The 16,570-nt window shown below is 65.2% G+C and carries 21 protein-coding genes and 1 tRNA gene; 4 read left to right on the top strand and 18 right to left on the bottom strand.

Going from position 1 to position 16,570, the window contains the following annotated elements:
- Positions 1-2: 2 nt before the first annotated feature.
- Together AQZ52_RS11210 and AQZ52_RS11205 are read right to left on the bottom strand one after the other, a co-directional pair.
- The gene (locus AQZ52_RS11210; protein ID WP_067910565.1) at positions 3-704 is read right to left on the bottom strand and encodes a site-2 protease family protein; all 702 of its coding nucleotides are present in this window, start codon (positions 702-704) and stop codon (positions 3-5) included.
- On the bottom strand, positions 701-1,252 hold the full coding sequence (locus AQZ52_RS11205; RefSeq protein ID WP_067910562.1) for a GNAT family N-acetyltransferase: 552 nt from the start codon (positions 1,250-1,252) through the stop codon (positions 701-703). Before AQZ52_RS11205 ends, AQZ52_RS11210 begins: the two co-directional genes overlap by 4 nt.
- Positions 1,253-1,481: 229 nt before the next feature.
- Between AQZ52_RS11205 and AQZ52_RS11200 the strand changes: the two genes are divergently transcribed.
- A complete protein-coding gene (locus AQZ52_RS11200) occupies positions 1,482-2,066 on the top strand; it encodes a YceI family protein (RefSeq protein WP_067910559.1) in 585 nt (194 codons plus the stop codon).
- Here AQZ52_RS11200 and rbfA read toward each other — a convergent pair.
- From rbfA to rimP, 6 genes are read right to left on the bottom strand one after another with little or no spacing between them, the layout of a single operon-like run.
- Entirely contained in the window at positions 2,063-2,470 is a 408-nt protein-coding gene (gene rbfA, locus AQZ52_RS11195) for a 30S ribosome-binding factor RbfA (RefSeq protein WP_067910556.1), read from the bottom strand. The genes AQZ52_RS11200 and rbfA overlap by 4 nt on opposite strands.
- Before the next feature lie 14 nt (positions 2,471-2,484).
- The gene (locus AQZ52_RS11190; RefSeq protein WP_067910552.1) at positions 2,485-3,021 is read right to left on the bottom strand and encodes a DUF1697 domain-containing protein; all 537 of its coding nucleotides are present in this window, start codon (positions 3,019-3,021) and stop codon (positions 2,485-2,487) included.
- Between the two features lie 40 nt (positions 3,022-3,061).
- Positions 3,062-5,650, bottom strand: a complete 2,589-nt coding sequence (infB, locus tag AQZ52_RS11185; RefSeq protein WP_205626470.1) for a translation initiation factor IF-2 — start codon at positions 5,648-5,650, stop codon at positions 3,062-3,064.
- Between the two features lie 5 nt (positions 5,651-5,655).
- Positions 5,656-6,396 (bottom strand): DUF448 domain-containing protein, encoded by a 741-nt coding sequence (locus AQZ52_RS11180; RefSeq protein ID WP_067910545.1) that lies wholly within the window; start codon positions 6,394-6,396, stop codon positions 5,656-5,658.
- Positions 6,377-8,017, bottom strand: coding sequence for a transcription termination factor NusA (gene nusA, locus AQZ52_RS11175; RefSeq protein ID WP_067910542.1), 1,641 nt, complete (start codon positions 8,015-8,017; stop codon positions 6,377-6,379). Before nusA ends, AQZ52_RS11180 begins: the two co-directional genes overlap by 20 nt.
- A 3-nt stretch (positions 8,018-8,020) precedes the next feature.
- The gene (gene rimP / locus AQZ52_RS11170; protein ID WP_067910539.1) at positions 8,021-8,581 is read right to left on the bottom strand and encodes a ribosome maturation protein RimP; all 561 of its coding nucleotides are present in this window, start codon (positions 8,579-8,581) and stop codon (positions 8,021-8,023) included.
- A gap of 334 nt (positions 8,582-8,915) precedes the next feature.
- On the opposite strand from rimP, the gene AQZ52_RS18550 reads away from it, so the two are divergent.
- Together AQZ52_RS18550 and AQZ52_RS11165 are read left to right on the top strand one after the other, a co-directional pair.
- Positions 8,916-9,059 carry a hypothetical protein gene (locus AQZ52_RS18550; protein WP_156424912.1) on the top strand — a complete coding sequence of 48 codons (144 nt, stop codon included), beginning with the start codon at positions 8,916-8,918 and terminating at the stop codon, positions 9,057-9,059.
- Positions 9,056-9,277, top strand: a complete 222-nt coding sequence (locus tag AQZ52_RS11165) for a PspC domain-containing protein (protein ID WP_067910536.1) — start codon at positions 9,056-9,058, stop codon at positions 9,275-9,277. Before AQZ52_RS18550 ends, AQZ52_RS11165 begins: the two co-directional genes overlap by 4 nt.
- Before the next feature lie 61 nt (positions 9,278-9,338).
- Here the strand turns inward: AQZ52_RS11165 and AQZ52_RS11160 are convergent, their stop codons facing one another.
- Entirely contained in the window at positions 9,339-9,737 is a 399-nt protein-coding gene (locus tag AQZ52_RS11160; RefSeq protein WP_067910533.1) for a DUF1761 domain-containing protein, read from the bottom strand.
- Positions 9,737-10,525 carry a queuosine precursor transporter gene (locus AQZ52_RS11155; protein ID WP_067910530.1) on the bottom strand — a complete coding sequence of 263 codons (789 nt, stop codon included), beginning with the start codon at positions 10,523-10,525 and terminating at the stop codon, positions 9,737-9,739. The genes AQZ52_RS11160 and AQZ52_RS11155 overlap by 1 nt, the downstream gene beginning before the upstream one ends.
- A 63-nt stretch (positions 10,526-10,588) precedes the next feature.
- Here AQZ52_RS11155 and AQZ52_RS11150 point away from each other — a divergent pair.
- Positions 10,589-10,665 (top strand) — tRNA-Arg (locus tag AQZ52_RS11150).
- Between the two features lie 14 nt (positions 10,666-10,679).
- Here the strand turns inward: AQZ52_RS11150 and AQZ52_RS11145 are convergent.
- The 8 genes from AQZ52_RS11145 to AQZ52_RS11115 form a co-directional block, all read right to left on the bottom strand.
- Positions 10,680-11,750: a tyrosine-type recombinase/integrase gene (locus tag AQZ52_RS11145; protein WP_169793741.1), complete on the bottom strand. Its 1,071-nt coding sequence runs from the start codon at positions 11,748-11,750 to the stop codon at positions 10,680-10,682.
- Positions 11,747-11,920 carry a hypothetical protein gene (locus tag AQZ52_RS18545; protein WP_156424911.1) on the bottom strand — a complete coding sequence of 58 codons (174 nt, stop codon included), beginning with the start codon at positions 11,918-11,920 and terminating at the stop codon, positions 11,747-11,749. Before AQZ52_RS18545 ends, AQZ52_RS11145 begins: the two co-directional genes overlap by 4 nt.
- Positions 11,921-11,993: 73 nt before the next feature.
- A complete protein-coding gene (locus AQZ52_RS11140) occupies positions 11,994-12,455 on the bottom strand; it encodes a hypothetical protein (protein WP_067910524.1) in 462 nt (153 codons plus the stop codon).
- Positions 12,452-12,679, bottom strand: a complete 228-nt coding sequence (locus AQZ52_RS11135) for a hypothetical protein (RefSeq protein WP_067910521.1) — start codon at positions 12,677-12,679, stop codon at positions 12,452-12,454. Before AQZ52_RS11135 ends, AQZ52_RS11140 begins: the two co-directional genes overlap by 4 nt.
- Positions 12,676-13,284 (bottom strand): DUF1643 domain-containing protein, encoded by a 609-nt coding sequence (locus AQZ52_RS11130; protein WP_067910518.1) that lies wholly within the window; start codon positions 13,282-13,284, stop codon positions 12,676-12,678. Before AQZ52_RS11130 ends, AQZ52_RS11135 begins: the two co-directional genes overlap by 4 nt.
- Positions 13,281-13,982, bottom strand: a complete 702-nt coding sequence (locus AQZ52_RS11125; RefSeq protein ID WP_067910515.1) for a DUF5131 family protein — start codon at positions 13,980-13,982, stop codon at positions 13,281-13,283. Before AQZ52_RS11125 ends, AQZ52_RS11130 begins: the two co-directional genes overlap by 4 nt.
- Positions 13,979-15,196 (bottom strand): phosphoadenosine phosphosulfate reductase domain-containing protein, encoded by a 1,218-nt coding sequence (locus tag AQZ52_RS11120; protein ID WP_082697801.1) that lies wholly within the window; start codon positions 15,194-15,196, stop codon positions 13,979-13,981. Before AQZ52_RS11120 ends, AQZ52_RS11125 begins: the two co-directional genes overlap by 4 nt.
- Complete coding sequence (locus AQZ52_RS11115) at positions 15,193-16,548, bottom strand: DUF4942 domain-containing protein (RefSeq protein ID WP_067910511.1); 1,356 nt, start codon at positions 16,546-16,548, stop codon at positions 15,193-15,195. The genes AQZ52_RS11120 and AQZ52_RS11115 overlap by 4 nt, the downstream gene beginning before the upstream one ends.
- Positions 16,549-16,570 lie beyond the last annotated feature (22 nt).

Raw genomic sequence — 16,570 nt, 5'->3', positions numbered from 1 at the left:
GCTCAATCGAGCTCCGGCCCGGCCACCAGTGCCACGATATGCTCGAACTGACTGAGCATCCATTCCATCGGCGGGCCGACCAGCCGGTCGACGATATGGAGACCCGGAAACAGCCACGGCAGCACGATGAACACCGCCATGAATAGCGGAATGCCCACCGGCTCGATCCGGTCGAGCAGCCGCACGCCGGCATCGGGCGCGAGGCCCCGCACGATGCGCGAGCCATCGAACGGCGGCAGCGGCAGCAGGTTGAACGTGCCGAGAAACACGTTGAGCGCGATGAAGTTCTTGAGGTTGTCCGCCAGGAACAGCACGCCCGGCCCCGGCGTCTCCTGCGGGCCGATCCCGCGCAGCAGCAACCCGAAGGCCACCGCCGACATGGCCGCCAGCGCGAAGTTCGTCAGCGGCCCCGCCGCCGCCACCAGTGCCATGTCGCGCTTGGGGCTGCGCAGCCGCATGTAATTGACCGGCACCGGCTTGGCCCAGCCGAACACCGGCAGCCCGAGCAGCTTGAGCATCCCCGGCAGGATCAGCGTCCCCATCGGATCGACGTGCTTCAAGGGATTGAGGCTCAGCCGCCCGCGCTCATAGGCCGTCGGATCGCCGAGCAGCCGCGCCGCCCAGCCATGCGCGATCTCGTGCAGCACGATGGCGAACACCATCGGCACGATCACCGTGGCGGCCAGATAAAAGGGATTGGTCATGCGCGGGCGGCCTGCCAATCCGCGCGCAGCAAGCCGTAGATCACGGTATCGCGCACCCGGCCGGTCCAGGTCCTTCGCTCGCGCCGCATCACGCCTTCCTCCACCGCGCCCAGCTTGCGCACCGCGGCGCGGCTGCGGGTGTTGATGACATCGACCTTGAACACCACGCGCTCCAGTCCGCAGGCAAAGGCGTGATCGATCATCAGTCGCTTGAGCCTGCCATTGAAGCCGGTGCCGCGCAGCGCCGGCACGATGAAGCTGTTGCCGATCTCCACCGACCAGCCCGGATCGCCGAAAGTGATCCATGCCGTCATGCCGACCACGACGCCCTCCTTGAACACGGCATAGACCAGCCGCCCCGGCCCGCCCGCCAGCAGGCTGTCGAACTGCGGGTCGAAATGCTCGCCCAGATAGCAGAACGGGTAGATGTCCCAGATCTCGCTGTCCTGGGCGCAGGCAGCCCGCAAGGCTTCGCGGTGCCCCTCGTGCAGCGGCTCGATCCTAAGATCGCCTTCCTCCAGCGCGACGTAGAGCGGCGGAATACTCACGGCGTGGTGCCCGGCATGACGGGGTGGCGGAAAGGGAGGATTGCCATGGCGCGCATCACATAGGCATTGACGCGCGAAAGCCAAGCGTCCGTAAGTTGGACGGGGCTTTAGAAATGCCACGCGCTCCTAAAATATCACTTCCGGCCACCGCCGGGAATGAAGTGTCATCGTCGCCCGTTATAAGCAAAGCCCGGTACCAGCCGTTGCCGCCGCCTCACGAAGGACCGTCATGCCGCGATTTCCGCTTCGCTTCCTCGTGCTGCTAGCGGCGCTCTTCACCATGCTCCAGCCCGCACTGGGCGCGGCGGGCGACTTGCGCTATGTGATCGACAAGAGCGCGAGCCATGTGGATGCCAAGGTCCCCTTCTTCGGGATTGCAAGCAAGACCGCCAAGTTCCCGGACATGTCGGGCACCTTCAACCTCTCGTTCGCCAATCTCGAAGCGCTCGACATGGTTGTCGATATCGACGCCCGCACGCTGACGACCGGGGATGCCCAGACCAACACGCTGAAAGGCAGAAGTTTCTTCGACGTGGCCCACCACCCGACGGTGCGCTTTGTCGGCAAGCGGCTCAAGATGACCGGCGACAGGACCGCCGAAGTCGAAGGCCAGATCACCGCGCGCGGGGTGACCCGGCCGATCCGGCTCGCAGTCACCTTTTCGGTCCCGCCCTTCTCGACCGGCGGCACGCAGCCCATCTCGATCGTCGGCACCGGCGTGATCGACCGCCGCCAGTTCGGGATGACCGCCTTTCCGTGGATCATCGGCGCGATGGTCAATGTCACCATCCGGGCGCGGATGGTGCCGAGCTAGGCTTCGTCGCCGGCCTCGGTGATATCACGCGCCACGCGCGGATCGGCCAGCAGCTTGTCGATATGGCTCGCCACGTCGAAGCTCTCGTCGGCCTGAAAACGCATCTTGGCCGCATATTTGAGGCGCAGGCGCTGGGCGACTTCCTTCTGGAAGAACGCCGTGTTGGTGCGCAGCGCTTTCAGCACCGCCTCCTCGTTCGCGCCGAGCAGCGGCTTGATATAGGCAGTCGCGTGGCGAAGGTCGGGCGACATGCGCACTTCGGTCACCGAAACCGAATGCGCGGTGAGCACATCGTCGTGCACTTCCTGCCGCATCAGCAGCTCCGAGAGGATATGGCGCACCTGTTCGCCTACCTTGAGCAGGCGGACCGAACGGGTTTCGGGGGATGCGGGCGGCTTTGCCATAGTATGTCTATCCTTCAGCCCAGCTTCGCCAGAATGCGGGCAAGCGAGCGTACGTTGCGGGCCGTGCCGCGCCGGCCGAGCCGCCGTTCCAGAAACGCGCCCGTCATCCGACTGGCCGAGACCCCTTCGACGAAATCGATATAGAGCGCGCGGGGCCCCAGCGCGAGCCTTTCGGGGCCGCGCGCCGCCTGATCCTCAACCAGCACGCGAAACTGCGCCGGATCGGCCTCGCCATCAAGAAACATGGTGTGGACGTTGGCATCCGCGCCGTCCCCCGTGAAGGGATTGTCCTCGATCGCGCTGCGCAGCTCTGCCGCGTTCAGCACCGCCACCATCGAGCGGAAGCCGAACCGGTCCTTGACGATCCATTCGAGCATTTCGGCAAGGCCCTCGCCCGGGCGCTCCTCATGCTCGAACAGCACGTTGCCGCTCGCGATGACGGTCTCGACCTGTTCCAGCCCTTCACGCTCGAACGCCTCGCGCAGCTCCGTCATCGAGAGGCGATTGCCACCGACATTGATGGAGCCGAGGAGAGCGACGTAGCGGGGCATCAGGACCTCCCCTCACCCAGCCGGGGCGGAAGCGCGCGCATCACAGCGTACGCACGCGCTCCTCGACCTCGAAGACTTCAAGCTGGTCGCCCGGCTTCACGTCGTTCGTATCGGCCAGCACCACACCGCACTCGAGGCCCGCGCGCACTTCCGGCACGTCGTCCTTGAAGCGGCGCAGCGAGTGGATAACGGTCTGCGAGATGATGACATCCTGGCGCGTGAGGCGGGCGTTGATGCCCTTGCGGATGAAGCCCTCGACCACGAGCAGACCGGCCGCCTTGTCGCGCTTGCCCGCCGGGAACACTTCCTTGACCTCGGCACGGCCGACCACGGTCTCGATCCGCTCCGGCCCGAGCTGGCCGGCCATTTCGAGGCGGATGTCGTCCGTCAGCTGATAGATCACGTCAAAGTACTTCATGCGCACCTTGAAGCGTTCGACCAGTTCGCGCGCCTTGGCGTTGGGGCGGACGTTGAAGCCGATGATCGGCGCGCCGCTCGCCTGCGCGAGGTTGACGTCGCTTTCGGTGATCGCACCCACGCCGGAAGCCAGGATGCGCACCTTGATTTCGTCGGTCGAAATGCGGTTGAGCGCATTGACGATCGCTTCGGTCGACCCTTGCACGTCGGCCTTCACCACCACCGGATATTCGATGACAGCCTGCTTGGCGGCGAGCGCGGAGAACATGTTCTCGAGGCTCGTCGGGGCCTGCGCGGTGCGCTTCGCGGTCGCGCGTTCCTGGCGATAGGCGGCGACCTCGCGGGCGCGGGCCTCGTTTTCCACCACGGTCAGCGTATCGCCTGCCATCGGCACGCCGCCAAGGCCGAGCACCTCGACCGGAAGCGACGGCGGGGCTTCCTTGATCTGGCGCCCCTTGTCATCGTGCATCGCGCGGACGCGGCCCGACTGGGTACCGACCACGAGGATGTCGCCCACCTTGAGCGTGCCGCGATTGACCAGCACGGTCGCCAGCGGGCCCTTGCCCTTGTCGAGCTTGGCCTCGATCACGGTGGCTTCCGCCGCGCGGTCCGGATTGGCGCGCAGTTCGAGCAGTTCAGCCTGGAGCAGGATCTTCTCGATCAGCTCGTCCATGCCCTGCCCGGTCTTCGCCGAAACCTCGACATCCTGCACGTCGCCCGACATTTCCTCGACCACGATCTCGTGCTCGAGCAGACGTTCGCGGATCTTCTGCGGGTTCGCCTCGTGCTTGTCGGCCTTGGTGATCGCCACGATCATCGGCACGCCGGCGGCCTTGGTGTGGTTGATCGCCTCGATCGTCTGCGGCATCAGCCCGTCGTCCGCCGCAACCACCAGAATGACGATGTCCGTCACGTTGGCACCGCGCTGGCGCATTTCGGTGAAGGCTTCGTGGCCCGGTGTATCGAGGAAGGTGATGTGGTCACCGCTCTTGGTCTTGATCTGATAGGCGCCGATGTGCTGCGTGATGCCGCCGGCCTCGCCGCGCACCACGTCGGTGCCGCGCAGCGCGTCGAGCAGGCTGGTCTTGCCGTGGTCGACGTGGCCCATGATCGTGACGACCGGCGGGCGCGGCTGCAGCGTCTCGTCGGTATCGACGTCGGCCGCCGTGTCGATATCGACATCGGAATCAGACACGCGCTTGATATTGTGGCCGAATTCCGTGACGAGCAGCTCGGCGGTGTCCTGGTCGATGGTCTGGTTGATGGTGACCATCATGCCCATCTTGAACAGCGCCTTGACAAGGTCCGCGGCCTTTTCGGCCATGCGGTTGCCCAGTTCCTGCACCGTGATCGCCTCGGGCACCACGACATCACGGACCTGCTTTTCGCGCGGCTGCGACTGCCCGGCGAAGTGCGCACGGCGCTCCTTCTCGCGGGCGCGCTTCAGCGCGGCGAGGCTGCGGGCGCGGGCGCCCTCGTCCTCGTTGAGTGCGCGGGTGACGGTGAGCTTGCCCGCCTGGCGGCGATCGCCCGCGCCCTTGTCACGCGGGGCATGGGCAGGCTTCTTTGCCGGCGGTTCGGGCCGCTTGGGCGCGACGACAGGCGTGAAACGGCGCGGGGCGGGCTGCACCTGTTCGGCGGCAGCCGGTGCTTCGGCCGGAGCGGCAGCCTCGGCAGGAGCAGCAACCGGCGCTTCGACCGGGGCCGAAGCGGGAGCCGGAGCCGGAGCCTCGGCAACAGGAGCCTCGACCGGGGCAGCGGCAGGCGCTTCGGCAGGGGCGGCAGCCTCGACCTCGCCGGCCTTGCGCGCTTCAGCGGCGCGGCGCGCTTCCTCGGCGGCGCGCAGGCGCTCTTCCTGCTCGCGGCGATTGGCCGCTTCCAGCGCCTGAAGGCGGGCTTCCTCTGCCTCGCGCAGCAGGCGGGTCTGCATTTCCTGACGCGTTTCGCGCGAGGCGGCGGGCGGCGGCGGAGGCGGCGCGGGTGCCCGAACCGGCTCGGGCGCAGGCGCCGGTGCAGCCACGACAGCCGGGGTCTCGACAGGCGTCGGCGCGGCTTCACCCGGGGTGCGCGGCATCAGCTTGCGCCGCTTGACCTCGACGACAACCTTGTTGGTCCGCCCATGGCTGAAGGTCTGCTTGACCTCGCCCGCCTCGACCGAAGTCTTCAGGCCAAGCGGCCTGCGGCCCAGCGTCGGCTTCTTGTCATCGCTCATCGAAATCACATACCCTTCGTATCAATATCTTCGCCCGCAGCCGAAGCCGCGTGCGCCGTGTCTGGTTCAAACCCTAGAAAATGCAGCAGGCGCCGCAGCGGCACCGCGACCCGTTCGGCCGCGGCGGCATCGGTCAGCGCCAGGTGAACCACGTTGTCGCGGCCCAATGCCACAGACAGCGCCGCGCGGTCCAGCGGCAAGATAATGCCCTTGAGCCCGGTTCCTTCAGCTTCCTCGCCCACGCGCCAGGCCTGGGCCAGCTTGTTCGGACCGTCGGTTCCGGCATCGCTGGCATGGGCCAGCCACACCACCGCGCCGGCGCGCGCGCCCTGCGCGATCTTTTCGGTGCCGAGCAGCATGTTGCCCGCGCGCAGTTCGATCCCGAGTCGGTCGGTCAGCGCGCGGGTCAGCGCCGCGCGGGTCCGCTCCGGGAGATCGGCCGGGATGGTCAGCGGCGCGCCCTTGAACGCGCGCGCCAGCGCGCCGCGCAGCTTGCCATTGGCGACGGCTGCCGCCAGCTCGGCTTCGGCAACGCCGATCCATGCACCGCGGCCCGGCGCACGCGCCAGGGCGTCGGGCAGCACATCGCCGGTGGGCGAAATCGCCAGCCGCACAAGCTCACCGCGCGCATCGTGGCGCCCGGTCAGCACGCATTTGCGCTCCGGCTGGGCCTCCTTTACGGAGGTCCCGGCCGGCTTGCTGCCAATCCTGTCGGAGCTTAGCGTATCATTGTGAGGATTCCGCATGGGCGGCCTCCTCAACTGCCGGTTCGTCTTCGAACCAGTGCGCACGCGCGGCCATGATGATCTCGTTGCCCTGCTCTTCCGAGAGGCCGTATTCGCCCAGCACGCCGCCCTTGTCCTCGGTGCGCTCGCTGCGTTCGCGGTCGCGGCGGTTCTCGGTATTGTTGTTGCGACGGCGCTGTTCGCCGCCGCGCTTCTTGGCGATGAGTTCGTCGGTGGCGAGATCGGCCAGATCGTCGAGCGTCTTGATGCCCGCCTTGCCCAGCGTGACCAGCATCGCTTCGGTCAGATGGGGCAGCTCGGCCAGCGCATCCTCGACGCCAAGGCCGCGGCGCTCTTCACGCTGCGCTTCCTCGCGGCGCTCCAGCGCCTCGAGCGCGCGGCTCTGCAGTTCCTGGCCCAGCTCCTCGTCGAACCCTTCGATCGCCGCGAGTTCGGCGATATCGATGTAGGCGACCTCCTCCAGCTCGCTGAAGCCTTCGGCCACCAGCAGCTGCGAGAGCGTCTCGTCGACGTCGAGTTCTTCCTCGAACATCTTCGAGCGCTCGGCGAATTCCTTCTGGCGCTTCTCCGAGGCTTCCGCCTCGGTCATGATGTCGATGGCAGAGCCCGTCAGCGAGGACGCCAGACGCACGTTCTGGCCGCGGCGACCGATGGCGAGCGACAGCTGGTCATCGGGCACGACGACCTCGATACGGCTTTCTTCCTCGTCGATCACCACGCGGCTCACGGTCGCGGGCTGGAGCGCGTTGACCACGAAGGTCGCGGTGTCCTCGCTCCAGGGGATGATGTCGATCTTCTCGCCCTGCAGTTCCTGCACGACGGCCTGCACGCGGCTGCCCTTCATGCCGACGCAGGCGCCGACCGGGTCGATGCTCGAATCGCGGCTGATCACGCCGATCTTGGCGCGACTGCCCGGATCGCGCGCGGCGGCCTTGATCTCGATGATGCCATCGTAGATTTCGGGCACTTCCTGCGCGAATAGCTTCTTCATGAACTCGGGGTGCGCACGGCTGAGGAAAATCTGGGGCCCACGGTTCTGGCGCTCGACCTTCATGATCCAGGCCCGCACACGCTCGCCCACGCGCGGCACTTCGCGGGGGATCTGCTGGTCGCGGCGGATCACGCCCTCGGCGCGGCCGAGGTTGACGATCACGTGGCCGAACTCGACCGACTTGATCACGCCGGTGATCACTTCGCCGGCGCGGTCCTTGAACTCTTCGTACTGGCGGTCACGCTCGGCATCGCGGACCTTCTGGAAGATCACCTGCTTGGCCGACTGCGCGTCGATGCGCCCGAGGTCAACCGGCGGCAGCGGATCGACGAGGAAGTCGCCGACCTTCGCGCCGGGCTGGAGCTTCTCGGCCTGCTTGAGATCGACCTGCTTGAAGTAGTCCTCGACCTCTTCGACCACTTCGACGACGCGCCACAGACGCAGGTCGCCGGTGCGCGGATCGAGCTTGGCCCGAATGTCGTTCTCGGCGCCATAGCGGTTGCGCGCGGACTTCTGGATCGCTTCTTCCATCGCCTCGATGACGATGGACTTGTCGATCATCTTCTCGGTCGCGACAGAGTTCGCGATCGCGAGCAGCTCGGCACGGTTGGCGGAAATCGCACTGGCCATGGCTTAGTCTTCCTGTTCCTCAACAATATCATCCACGCCGCTGGTATCCAGCGGTCGGGAAGCGGCGATCAGCTTATCCGTCAGGATCAGCTTGGCATTGGCAACGAGGCTGAATGGTACGGTATATACCACGCCATCGTCGTTGATCGAAATCATCTCTCTCTCGGCGTCGAACCCGGCGAGATCGCCACGGAAGCGCTTCCGATTATCAAGCAGTTCAGCAAGTTCGATCCGCGCCTCGTGGCCGGTCCAGGCGGCAAAGTCCTTCGCGCGGGTTAGCGGACGGTCGATCCCCGGCGAGCTGACCTCGAGCCGGTAGGCCTCCGCGATCAGCACATCGCCCGCTTCTTCCAACGCATCGATGCGATCGGAAATGCGGTGCGACAGCGCAGCGCAGTCCTCGATCACCAGCTGGCCGGTCTCGGGCCGCTCGGCCATGATCTGGAGCGTGTGCTCCTCATCCCCGATCTCGCCGCCCTTGAAATAGCGCACACGCACGAGATCGAAGCCGAGGCTGGCAGCCTCTTCTTCGGCAATCTCGGTAATCCGTGCGATATCGTTCATGCATGCTCCAACGGGCCGGCACAGCGAAGACAGGGGTTTGGTGCCGGCCCCGCTTGGCGCCAGCCCAGACTTTGCCTTCACAATGTCGGGATGAAGTGCCCCTAGGCGAGAGGGCCGCAAAAGGCAAGCGGCAAGATTTCGGAATTACCCGATACCGAAAGTCGGTGAAATTTCCCAAACGTTCGCATTTCGATAAGCATAACTGGCTAGGTGGCCTGAATGAAACCCCAGATTTCCGCCATTTCTCGCATTTGGCACGACCCATGCAGAGACCTTGGCATACGCCGGACGGACTGGACGGCGCCAACTTCGAACTCAGGAAAGGACTTCAGACATGACCACCATCCGCTCCTTCACCGCTCCCATCTTCAGCGCGGCCGCTGCCTTCGCTCTCACCCTCGCCCTGGTCGGCGGTACCGTGAACGCCCCGGCGCAAAGCCCGCTCCACACCGCCACCGTCACGGAGTACGCCGCATGAGCGACCTGCGCTTCGAGGACCACGGGGTCCACTCGCCCGCCACGCGCGGTTTCCGTCTCAACAAGCAGCGCGGCAAGATCATGGGCGTCAGCGCCGGGATCGCCGACTATTTCGGCCTCGATGTGACGCTGGTGCGCGTCGCCTGGGTCATCGGCACACTGGTCGGCTTCGGCTCGCTGATCCTGATCTACCTCGCCATCGGCCTGATCGCCGATTGAGCGGCACTCGCCTCTCCCGCACCGGGCCCTTCCCGCTCAATCGGGGAGGGCCATGGTCGCCTCACACCGGCGGCGGCACCAGCCCGATAAGACGCAGCACCACCGCCTGCGTTAGCATCACCAGCAGCCAATAGCCGCAATCGACCGTTACCGCCCGCCACGCCAGCGCGCGCATGCGGTACGAGGCGGCAAGGCTCGGCAGTACGAAGCCGAGCCAGATCACCACGGCGCTGCCGATTGTCATCGTCCACACGCTGCCCTTGGGTGGCGCAAGGATCAAAGCCCCGGCAAGAATGGCACAGAGCCAAGCCTCGGCGAGGAACGCGAAGGCAAGGCTGCCGATCCAGCCCCGCCCGCTGATTTGCCGGCGGTCTGCCGCGATCTGCCAGATCGTCCCCAGCACCAGCCCCGCCAGCGTCGCCGCCAGAATGGCCCCGCCATTGAGGACAATGTAGATCATCAGGCGTCCTCAGTGCTCGCGAAGGGCGAGAAGTCGATGTCAGTGTCGAACACGTCGACGCCTTCCTGCCGCTTCAGGAAGCCCACCACGGCGTAAGTCACCGGCGTCAGCACGATCTCCCAGATCACCTTGAGCGCCCAGTTGGTCCACATCACGTGGATAACATCCGTGGTTGCCCAGGTGCCGAGGAAGGCGATCGGATAGAACAGCGCGCTGTCCACCGCCTGCCCGAAGATGGTCGAGCCCCAGGTGCGGGTGAACAGGTATTTGCCGCCAGTCCACACCTTCATCCGCGCCAGCACGAAGGAATTGACGAACTCCCCGGCCCAGAATGCCGTGACCGAGGCGATCACGATGCGCCAGGTGCTGCCGAACACCGAATCATAGGTCGTCTGGCACACCGCCCCGGCCGAAGTTTTCGCCACGATCTCGGCAAAGCGCGGGTCCCCGCTCGAGGCGCAGCCCCAGCCCGCCGAGGGCGGCATCGCCACCACCACGAAGCTCATGAACGCCATGAACAGCAGCGCAAAGAAGCCCACCCACACGCAGCGCCGCGCATGGGCATAACCGTAGACTTCGGTCAGCACATCGCCCAGCACATAGGAAACCGGGAAAAACAGGATGCCTGCGCCGAACGTGTAGCCCCCGACCGTCGTGAGCTTGGCTGCCCCGATCAGGTTCGACAGCAGCAGGATGGCGACGAACGCCGCCATCAGATAGTCGAAATAGCGGAAGTGCCGGCGCGCGCCGGCGCTGCCTTCGATGCGGGGGATATGGTGCGCGTTCATGGTGCGTGTTGCTAACGTGATTTGCACGAGGCGCAAAGCGGCCTTATGAGGCACGCCAGCTGCGCGCCCTTAGCTCAGCTGGATAGAGCACCAGCCTTCTAAGCCGGTGGCCGCAGGTTCGAATCCTGCAGGGCGCGCCACAACCTCAAAATTATCAAGCATTTTCGGTACCTTGCGGAAGGTGCGCCAAATCAGAATTTGACAGGTTAGCCAAACTCATGACTTTCATCGCGCGCTTGGCGATCAGAACTTGCTCGGCCTCGCGCGTGTAGCGCGCAACTTCGCTGTCGGTGACGTGGCCGGTTATTGCCTTGATCTCCTGATTTGTGAGGCCCGCTTCTGCCATTCGCCGAGAAGCTGCTTTTCGCAGACCGTGCATGGAATAGCCGACCAGCCCGGCTGCCCTGCACTGCTTGGCGAACCACATGCCGAACGACTTTGTGCTGAACGGCGCGCCCTTCGCACTCGTGACGAATGCGAGGTGACCGGTCTTGGTCGCCAGTATGCTTTCGATCAGGCGCGGGTGCATCGGGATCACCAGTTCCTTATCCGTCTTGAGCTGCCGCACGCGGATCGATCCGCCCGCGACATGCTGCGGCCCCATCACGCGCACATCACTGCGGCGCTGGGCAGTGTAGAGCGCAAGGTCGAAAGCGAGCCTCTGGACCGTCCCTACGGCCCAATGCTCCTCGAATTGGGCAATCTGCTCCTCCTGCCATGTAGCGAAGCCCTTTGACCGGATGCGCAGCCCTGCAACGCTCTTGGCCGGGTTATCGGTGCGCCAGCCCATCTCAATGGCGAATCGGAACAACTGGCCTAGCCGCTTGCGCAGATTGTTCGCCGCGCTCGGGGTTGCTGCCATCTTGTTGATGAGGTTCGCCACATGACGCGCAGTCATAGTGTTGGCGCTGCGCTCACCGTACTTGGCGCGAAACCGCTCGAGTTCGCCGCGATAGGTGTAGCGAGTCGTTTCCTTGATCTGCGCCCATTCCTTCGAGCGGTAGAACCGGGCGATCAGATCATCAAAGCTCCCCGGCACGATCTTGCTGGCGCCGACCTCAATGCGGCCATGATCAAGCCACTGGTGGTAGGTTTCGGTGAACTCGGCTGTTCCTGGTGCATGTTGGACCTGCAACGTGGGCCAGCCTGTCCGGCGCAAGCGAATGCGTTGCTTGCCGTGGCGATCACGATAGGCGCTCGCATAACGGGGTAGCGTGACGTTCACTCTAGGTCTGCCCATTCGCCCGATTCCATAGCCGCGATTGGCTGGCCGGGGATGATCACGATTTTACCGGTGTGGTCTATCTCAATCCGCGCGATCGGGATGCCAGCGCGGACCACGCCCGAAGCCGCGCGCTTGATGTCAGCTTCACGAAAGCGGACGCGCGCAGTCATAGTGAAGCGACCAGCTTCTTGAGCTTGGTGGGCGGCGGGTAGCTGGGGCGCGTCTGGCGCTGGCGGGCAGTGCTCATTCCGGCCCCGCCAGCAGTCCAGCGACGGTCGGCCTGCCCGTCTGGTATTCGAGAGCAATCGGCTCAGCGATGCGGTCATAGACCGTCTGCCCGCCGTGCAGCACGACGTTGGCAAGGAACGCCTGTTCCATCGTCTCGATGCCACTTTCGACGCTTTCCAGCTTGGCCTTGATCACCAGCAACAGCGCGCGCGCCTTCGACCGCTTGACCTGATCGAGCTTGTCCAGGCGTTGCGTCAGGGTGAGCGCCTGATGCCTGCCATTGTGCGTCGGAATCGTGTCCAGCTTCGGCCACGGCAGCCGGAACCGGATCATCCTGTCGGCGAGCGTGAACTGGATCGCGTAGAAAGCCTCGTCGTCCATCTGGCCGATCTGGCTGGCGCCGGCGCGCTTCACCAGCGTGACTATCTCGGAGATCGACCGCTCGACTGAGACGGCGGTGTTCTCGGCGTAGCTCATCCCCACAACTCCTCGCGCACCAGCGCAAATTCAGCCTCGTCAACGTTCTGGCAGATCAGGACGCCGCTGTTGAACAGCAGTGCGGCCGCAACCGCTGCGCCGGGCGACCGCATGTCCGCGAAGTGCTCGCCGTCGCGCAGGACTTCCTTGCCGGAGGCCACGTATTCGGGGGCGCGCTTGATCGCCGTGCCGCCGCCGGGGGGAGTGACGCGCTCGCAGGTCATGCCGGCAATCCCTCAAACGCAATCGGCTGACTGTCTGCGGCCAGGTATAGCGGGTGCCGGGGGTGACCATTCTTGGTCAGGCCGAGCGCCATCACGGGCGCGCCGCGTTGATTGCTGGTGTCGATCCAGCCCAGAATGGTCTGATCCTGCCCCAGATGCCCGCCGTGGGCTCCCCAAGCGCAAATGATCATGCCCGCACTATCGAGCGCCTTTGCCACCGCCCGCTGGTTCCGAACGCCTACAGGATCGTCCTGGTGCCCAAGGGCGAGTAGCTCGTGCGGGTCTGTTGCGCGGTAGGCGAACAAGTTGACCACCTCGAGCCGATCAAACCCAAGGCGCTGGGCGAAACCGACGCAGCGCCGGACCGTTGGATCATCGGTGTGGCCGTCGGCCGTCGACGGATTGAGCATGACGAACACGCAAGCGAGCGGCTCACCAAGCTGCTCACCGGCGCCATCAACGACCGGCAGGCCAAGATCGTCGGTCCACATGTCCCACATTGCAGGTGCGGGATGGTTGCGCCATTCTCGCCAGAGCCTATAGCGATAGCGTTCGCACGAGCTGATGTCCGCACCTGCGGCGAGATAGGTTGGTGCGGCGCTCATGCAGGCATACCATTGTGTTCGACGCCATCGAGCAGGCGGCCGGCTGCTTTCTTGCCGACACGGCACATGGCCTGATCGCCGATCCAACCGCCATCATGTGAATGCCGCCAAACACTGGCCGAGGCGTCGAAGATGATCGTCTCGGCCTTGCAATTGATCGAGCATAATTCGCTGGGCTGCCACTCGCCGTTCTGCTTGTGGAAGTATTCGACACCGAATGCCGCGCACCAGTCACGGGTGTTCCGGAACCAGTCCGGATGAGCAGGCCGCGCCTTCGGGCCACTCTCGCCGCCGCCGATGATCTGGTCGACGAACCCCCAGCCCGACCAATCGACCGGGCCAAGCGCAGGCTCGTAGCTGACGAAATGCACCGCCGCCGGGGTGTTGCGGAAGTCGGCCACGCGCTCGTCCGCACGCTGCTGATCCTCGACAGAGACGCCAACCCAAATTCCGGGTGGCGGGTTCTCAGGGCCGTAGTCGTCCAGTGTGGCGCGGGCATCGTCGCTGTGCCGGTCAAGCGGATCGACCTGCCAGATATTGCTTTGCAGATGGTGCGTGCCGGGATGGTTGGCTGCATGCATCCGCAGCGCCTGCTCATCGTGATTGATCGCGATATCGACCATGCGGCCGAGCGCCTGCTCGATCCCGGTACTGGCGCCACCGCCGCCGGCAAAGTTGTCGATGATGAGGCCGGTCATGAACCTACGAGCTCCCTGAAAAGGATCGGCTGGCTGGTGCCGTCGCCGTAAACAGCATCAAGCCAGAGATCGGCGCGTGGCTCGTCTCCATCCCACTTGTCAGGGAACGTGCGCGCGGCGATCAGTTCGCGGATGCGTGCCTCCTCCTCGGCGTTGATGAGATCGACGCGGGCGCGGCGCTGGATATCGAGAATGCGCTCCAGCGCCTCGCTACGGGCCTCCAAGGTGAGCGGCCCCATGCGCTGCGGGTTCTTGGCAATTGAGCCGTCCTTCAGCCGTTCCACTCCGCTCTTGCGGAGGCGTTGGCGCGGCTTGCGCATCCAGCGATAGAGCGGCTTCAGTTCGGTGAGCGGTGCCAGATGCGCCCAGTGCGGCATGGCGACCACGGTTTCGAGCGCGGTATCCTTCGACGCGAGCGGACAGCCAATGCAGCCGGTGCGGGCGTTGATCTCCTCGGCATCGTCGCCACCGTAGGCATCGGCAAGGATCTGTGTCGGCCAGCCCCCGAATTCGGGCATAGGCGCGAAGACCTTCAGCCAATCCCAGATCCAGCACACGCGCCAGTGCAGCAGCGGGGCGAGCGTGGCGATGCGGCCCTTGATCCCCTTCGCCTCGGGCAGCACCTGCTGATACCAGCCCTGACCGCACTCGGCCCCGTCCTTCGAGCACGACATGGCAATTCGGCCATCGCGGATCGCGCTTTCGCCCTGGCGCACCCCAGTGAGCATGAGGGCGGTGCCGGGCAGTTCGGCCATGGCCTCGGCCAGTGCGGCCGCCATCGGCTCGACCTTGATCTGCCGGGTGCACCAGCGCAGCGTGTTGTTGTTCGGCGGTGGCACGCCGCGCCCGAGAATGTAGACCATGAAGCGCTTGTCGAGCGGGGCGCGCACAACATGGAACTTGATCCAGTTGCGGGTGCTGAGGCGCGCCATGATCTGCTCGGCGGCGAGCTGGATCGGCGGAAGTTCCTGCCGGGTGTCCGCGTAGAACACATGCAGGCATTCGGGCTGCGGCAGATAGTCGGCATCGATCAGGTGGATGATCAGGGTGAGTAGCGCGGTGCTGTCCTTCCCGCCAGACCATGCCACGGCGAAGTGCTGGTGGTTGCCCCAATAAGCCCGCAACGACTGCAGCGTCAGATCGACGCCCTCATGCGTAACGGCATGCACGGTGAGCGGCGGGGCGGCCCGCGCGGCTTCCCTGAAGCTGGTCATGCGGGTTTCCTGATCTTGAGCATGGTGGTGGGGACGTTGGTGCCGGCATCGGCGAAGCTGGCGACGGGCAGGTCTTCCCATTCCCCGGTCAATTCGCCGTGGTCGTAGCGCGCGGTGGCGGGAAGGATGGCCACCAGCACTCCGCCCGGCTGGACGAAGCGCAGGGCATGGCGGACGTGCTGAACGTAGTGCCTGCCATAGAACGGCGGGTTCATCACCACCGTCTCGAACGGCATCGGCTCGCAATCGAGGAAGTTGGCGCACAAGACCGAATGCCCCTTGGCCTTCGCCTCGGCCGCGCGGCCCGGGTGGTACTCGATCCCGTAACCAACATGGCCATAGGCGCGCAGCACATTGAGAATGCGGCCATCGCCGCAACTCGGCTCAAGCACCTTCATCGGCGCGGGCCGATTGTGCCGCCATCCGCGCAAGTCGGGCACGCCGGCGAATGCCAGCGCGCGCTCGATCACGTTGGGCGGCGACCAGTAAAACTGCAAATCCTTCGATACCGCTGTGCTCGCGCTGGGCTTTACGCCTTCGGGTTCAGCATCGGGCAGAACTTCGCCGTAGAACTCGGCGAGCGCGCGGTTGACGGCGTGCAGGGCGTCGTGATCGAAATAGACGTGGGCGTTGCCATTGCCGAACTTGCGGATGGTGAGGCCGCGGTCCGGCGCGTGGTACTCTTCCTCTTGCCCTGCCGACTTGTAGCGCTTGATGGTGCGGCCGTTCATCACGGCATCGCTGCCAAGCTTATGCTGCTCATCGATGTCGAGCATCTCGCACCACTCGACGCGCGGCTGGCGGCGGAACGCGGCGAGCGCGTTGGCCATGTCCTGGAACCGGTCGCGCCCGTAAGTGCTGGAGAAGCCGCCCCAGTTGTTCAGCACGACGCGCTTGGGCAGACCCTTCACCCCGATGCGCACCCGGCTGTGCGACTTGTAGGCCGGATCGAGCGCGCAGAACGCCTCGGCCAGACCGCGCAAGATGTGGAAGCGCGGGCGGATCAGGTAATCGCCGAAGGTGGCCTTGGCCGTTTCGACAGACAGCGGCGGCGGATTGGCCAGCGCCTGATCGAACAGCTTCCGATCCTTGGCGCTGGCAATGCTGTCGATCTGCAGGCGTTCATAGACCGCGCGCCAGCCCGACTTGAGCAGGTTCTTCCGCAGCGTGTCGATATGCAGGTAAGGCTTCTGCGCGACCCGCTCGACATAGGTGCCCTGCACTGTCGTCGCGAGATCGAGGCGCGTGAAGGCATCGTGGAGCGCCTTGATCTCGGCGGCCAAAGCGCGATCCTTCGCTTCATACTCGGCGACGATGTCCGCGACTGTCAGGGGAAGCGCGATCGCGTTCATTTGAAAATCACCGGGCGACCTG

It is taken from the genome of Novosphingobium fuchskuhlense (assembly GCF_001519075.1).
GTDB classification, from domain to species: Bacteria; Pseudomonadota; Alphaproteobacteria; order Sphingomonadales; family Sphingomonadaceae; genus Novosphingobium; species Novosphingobium fuchskuhlense.
Note: the sequence above shows the minus strand (reverse complement) of the source record. Positions and strands in the feature narration are given on the sequence as shown.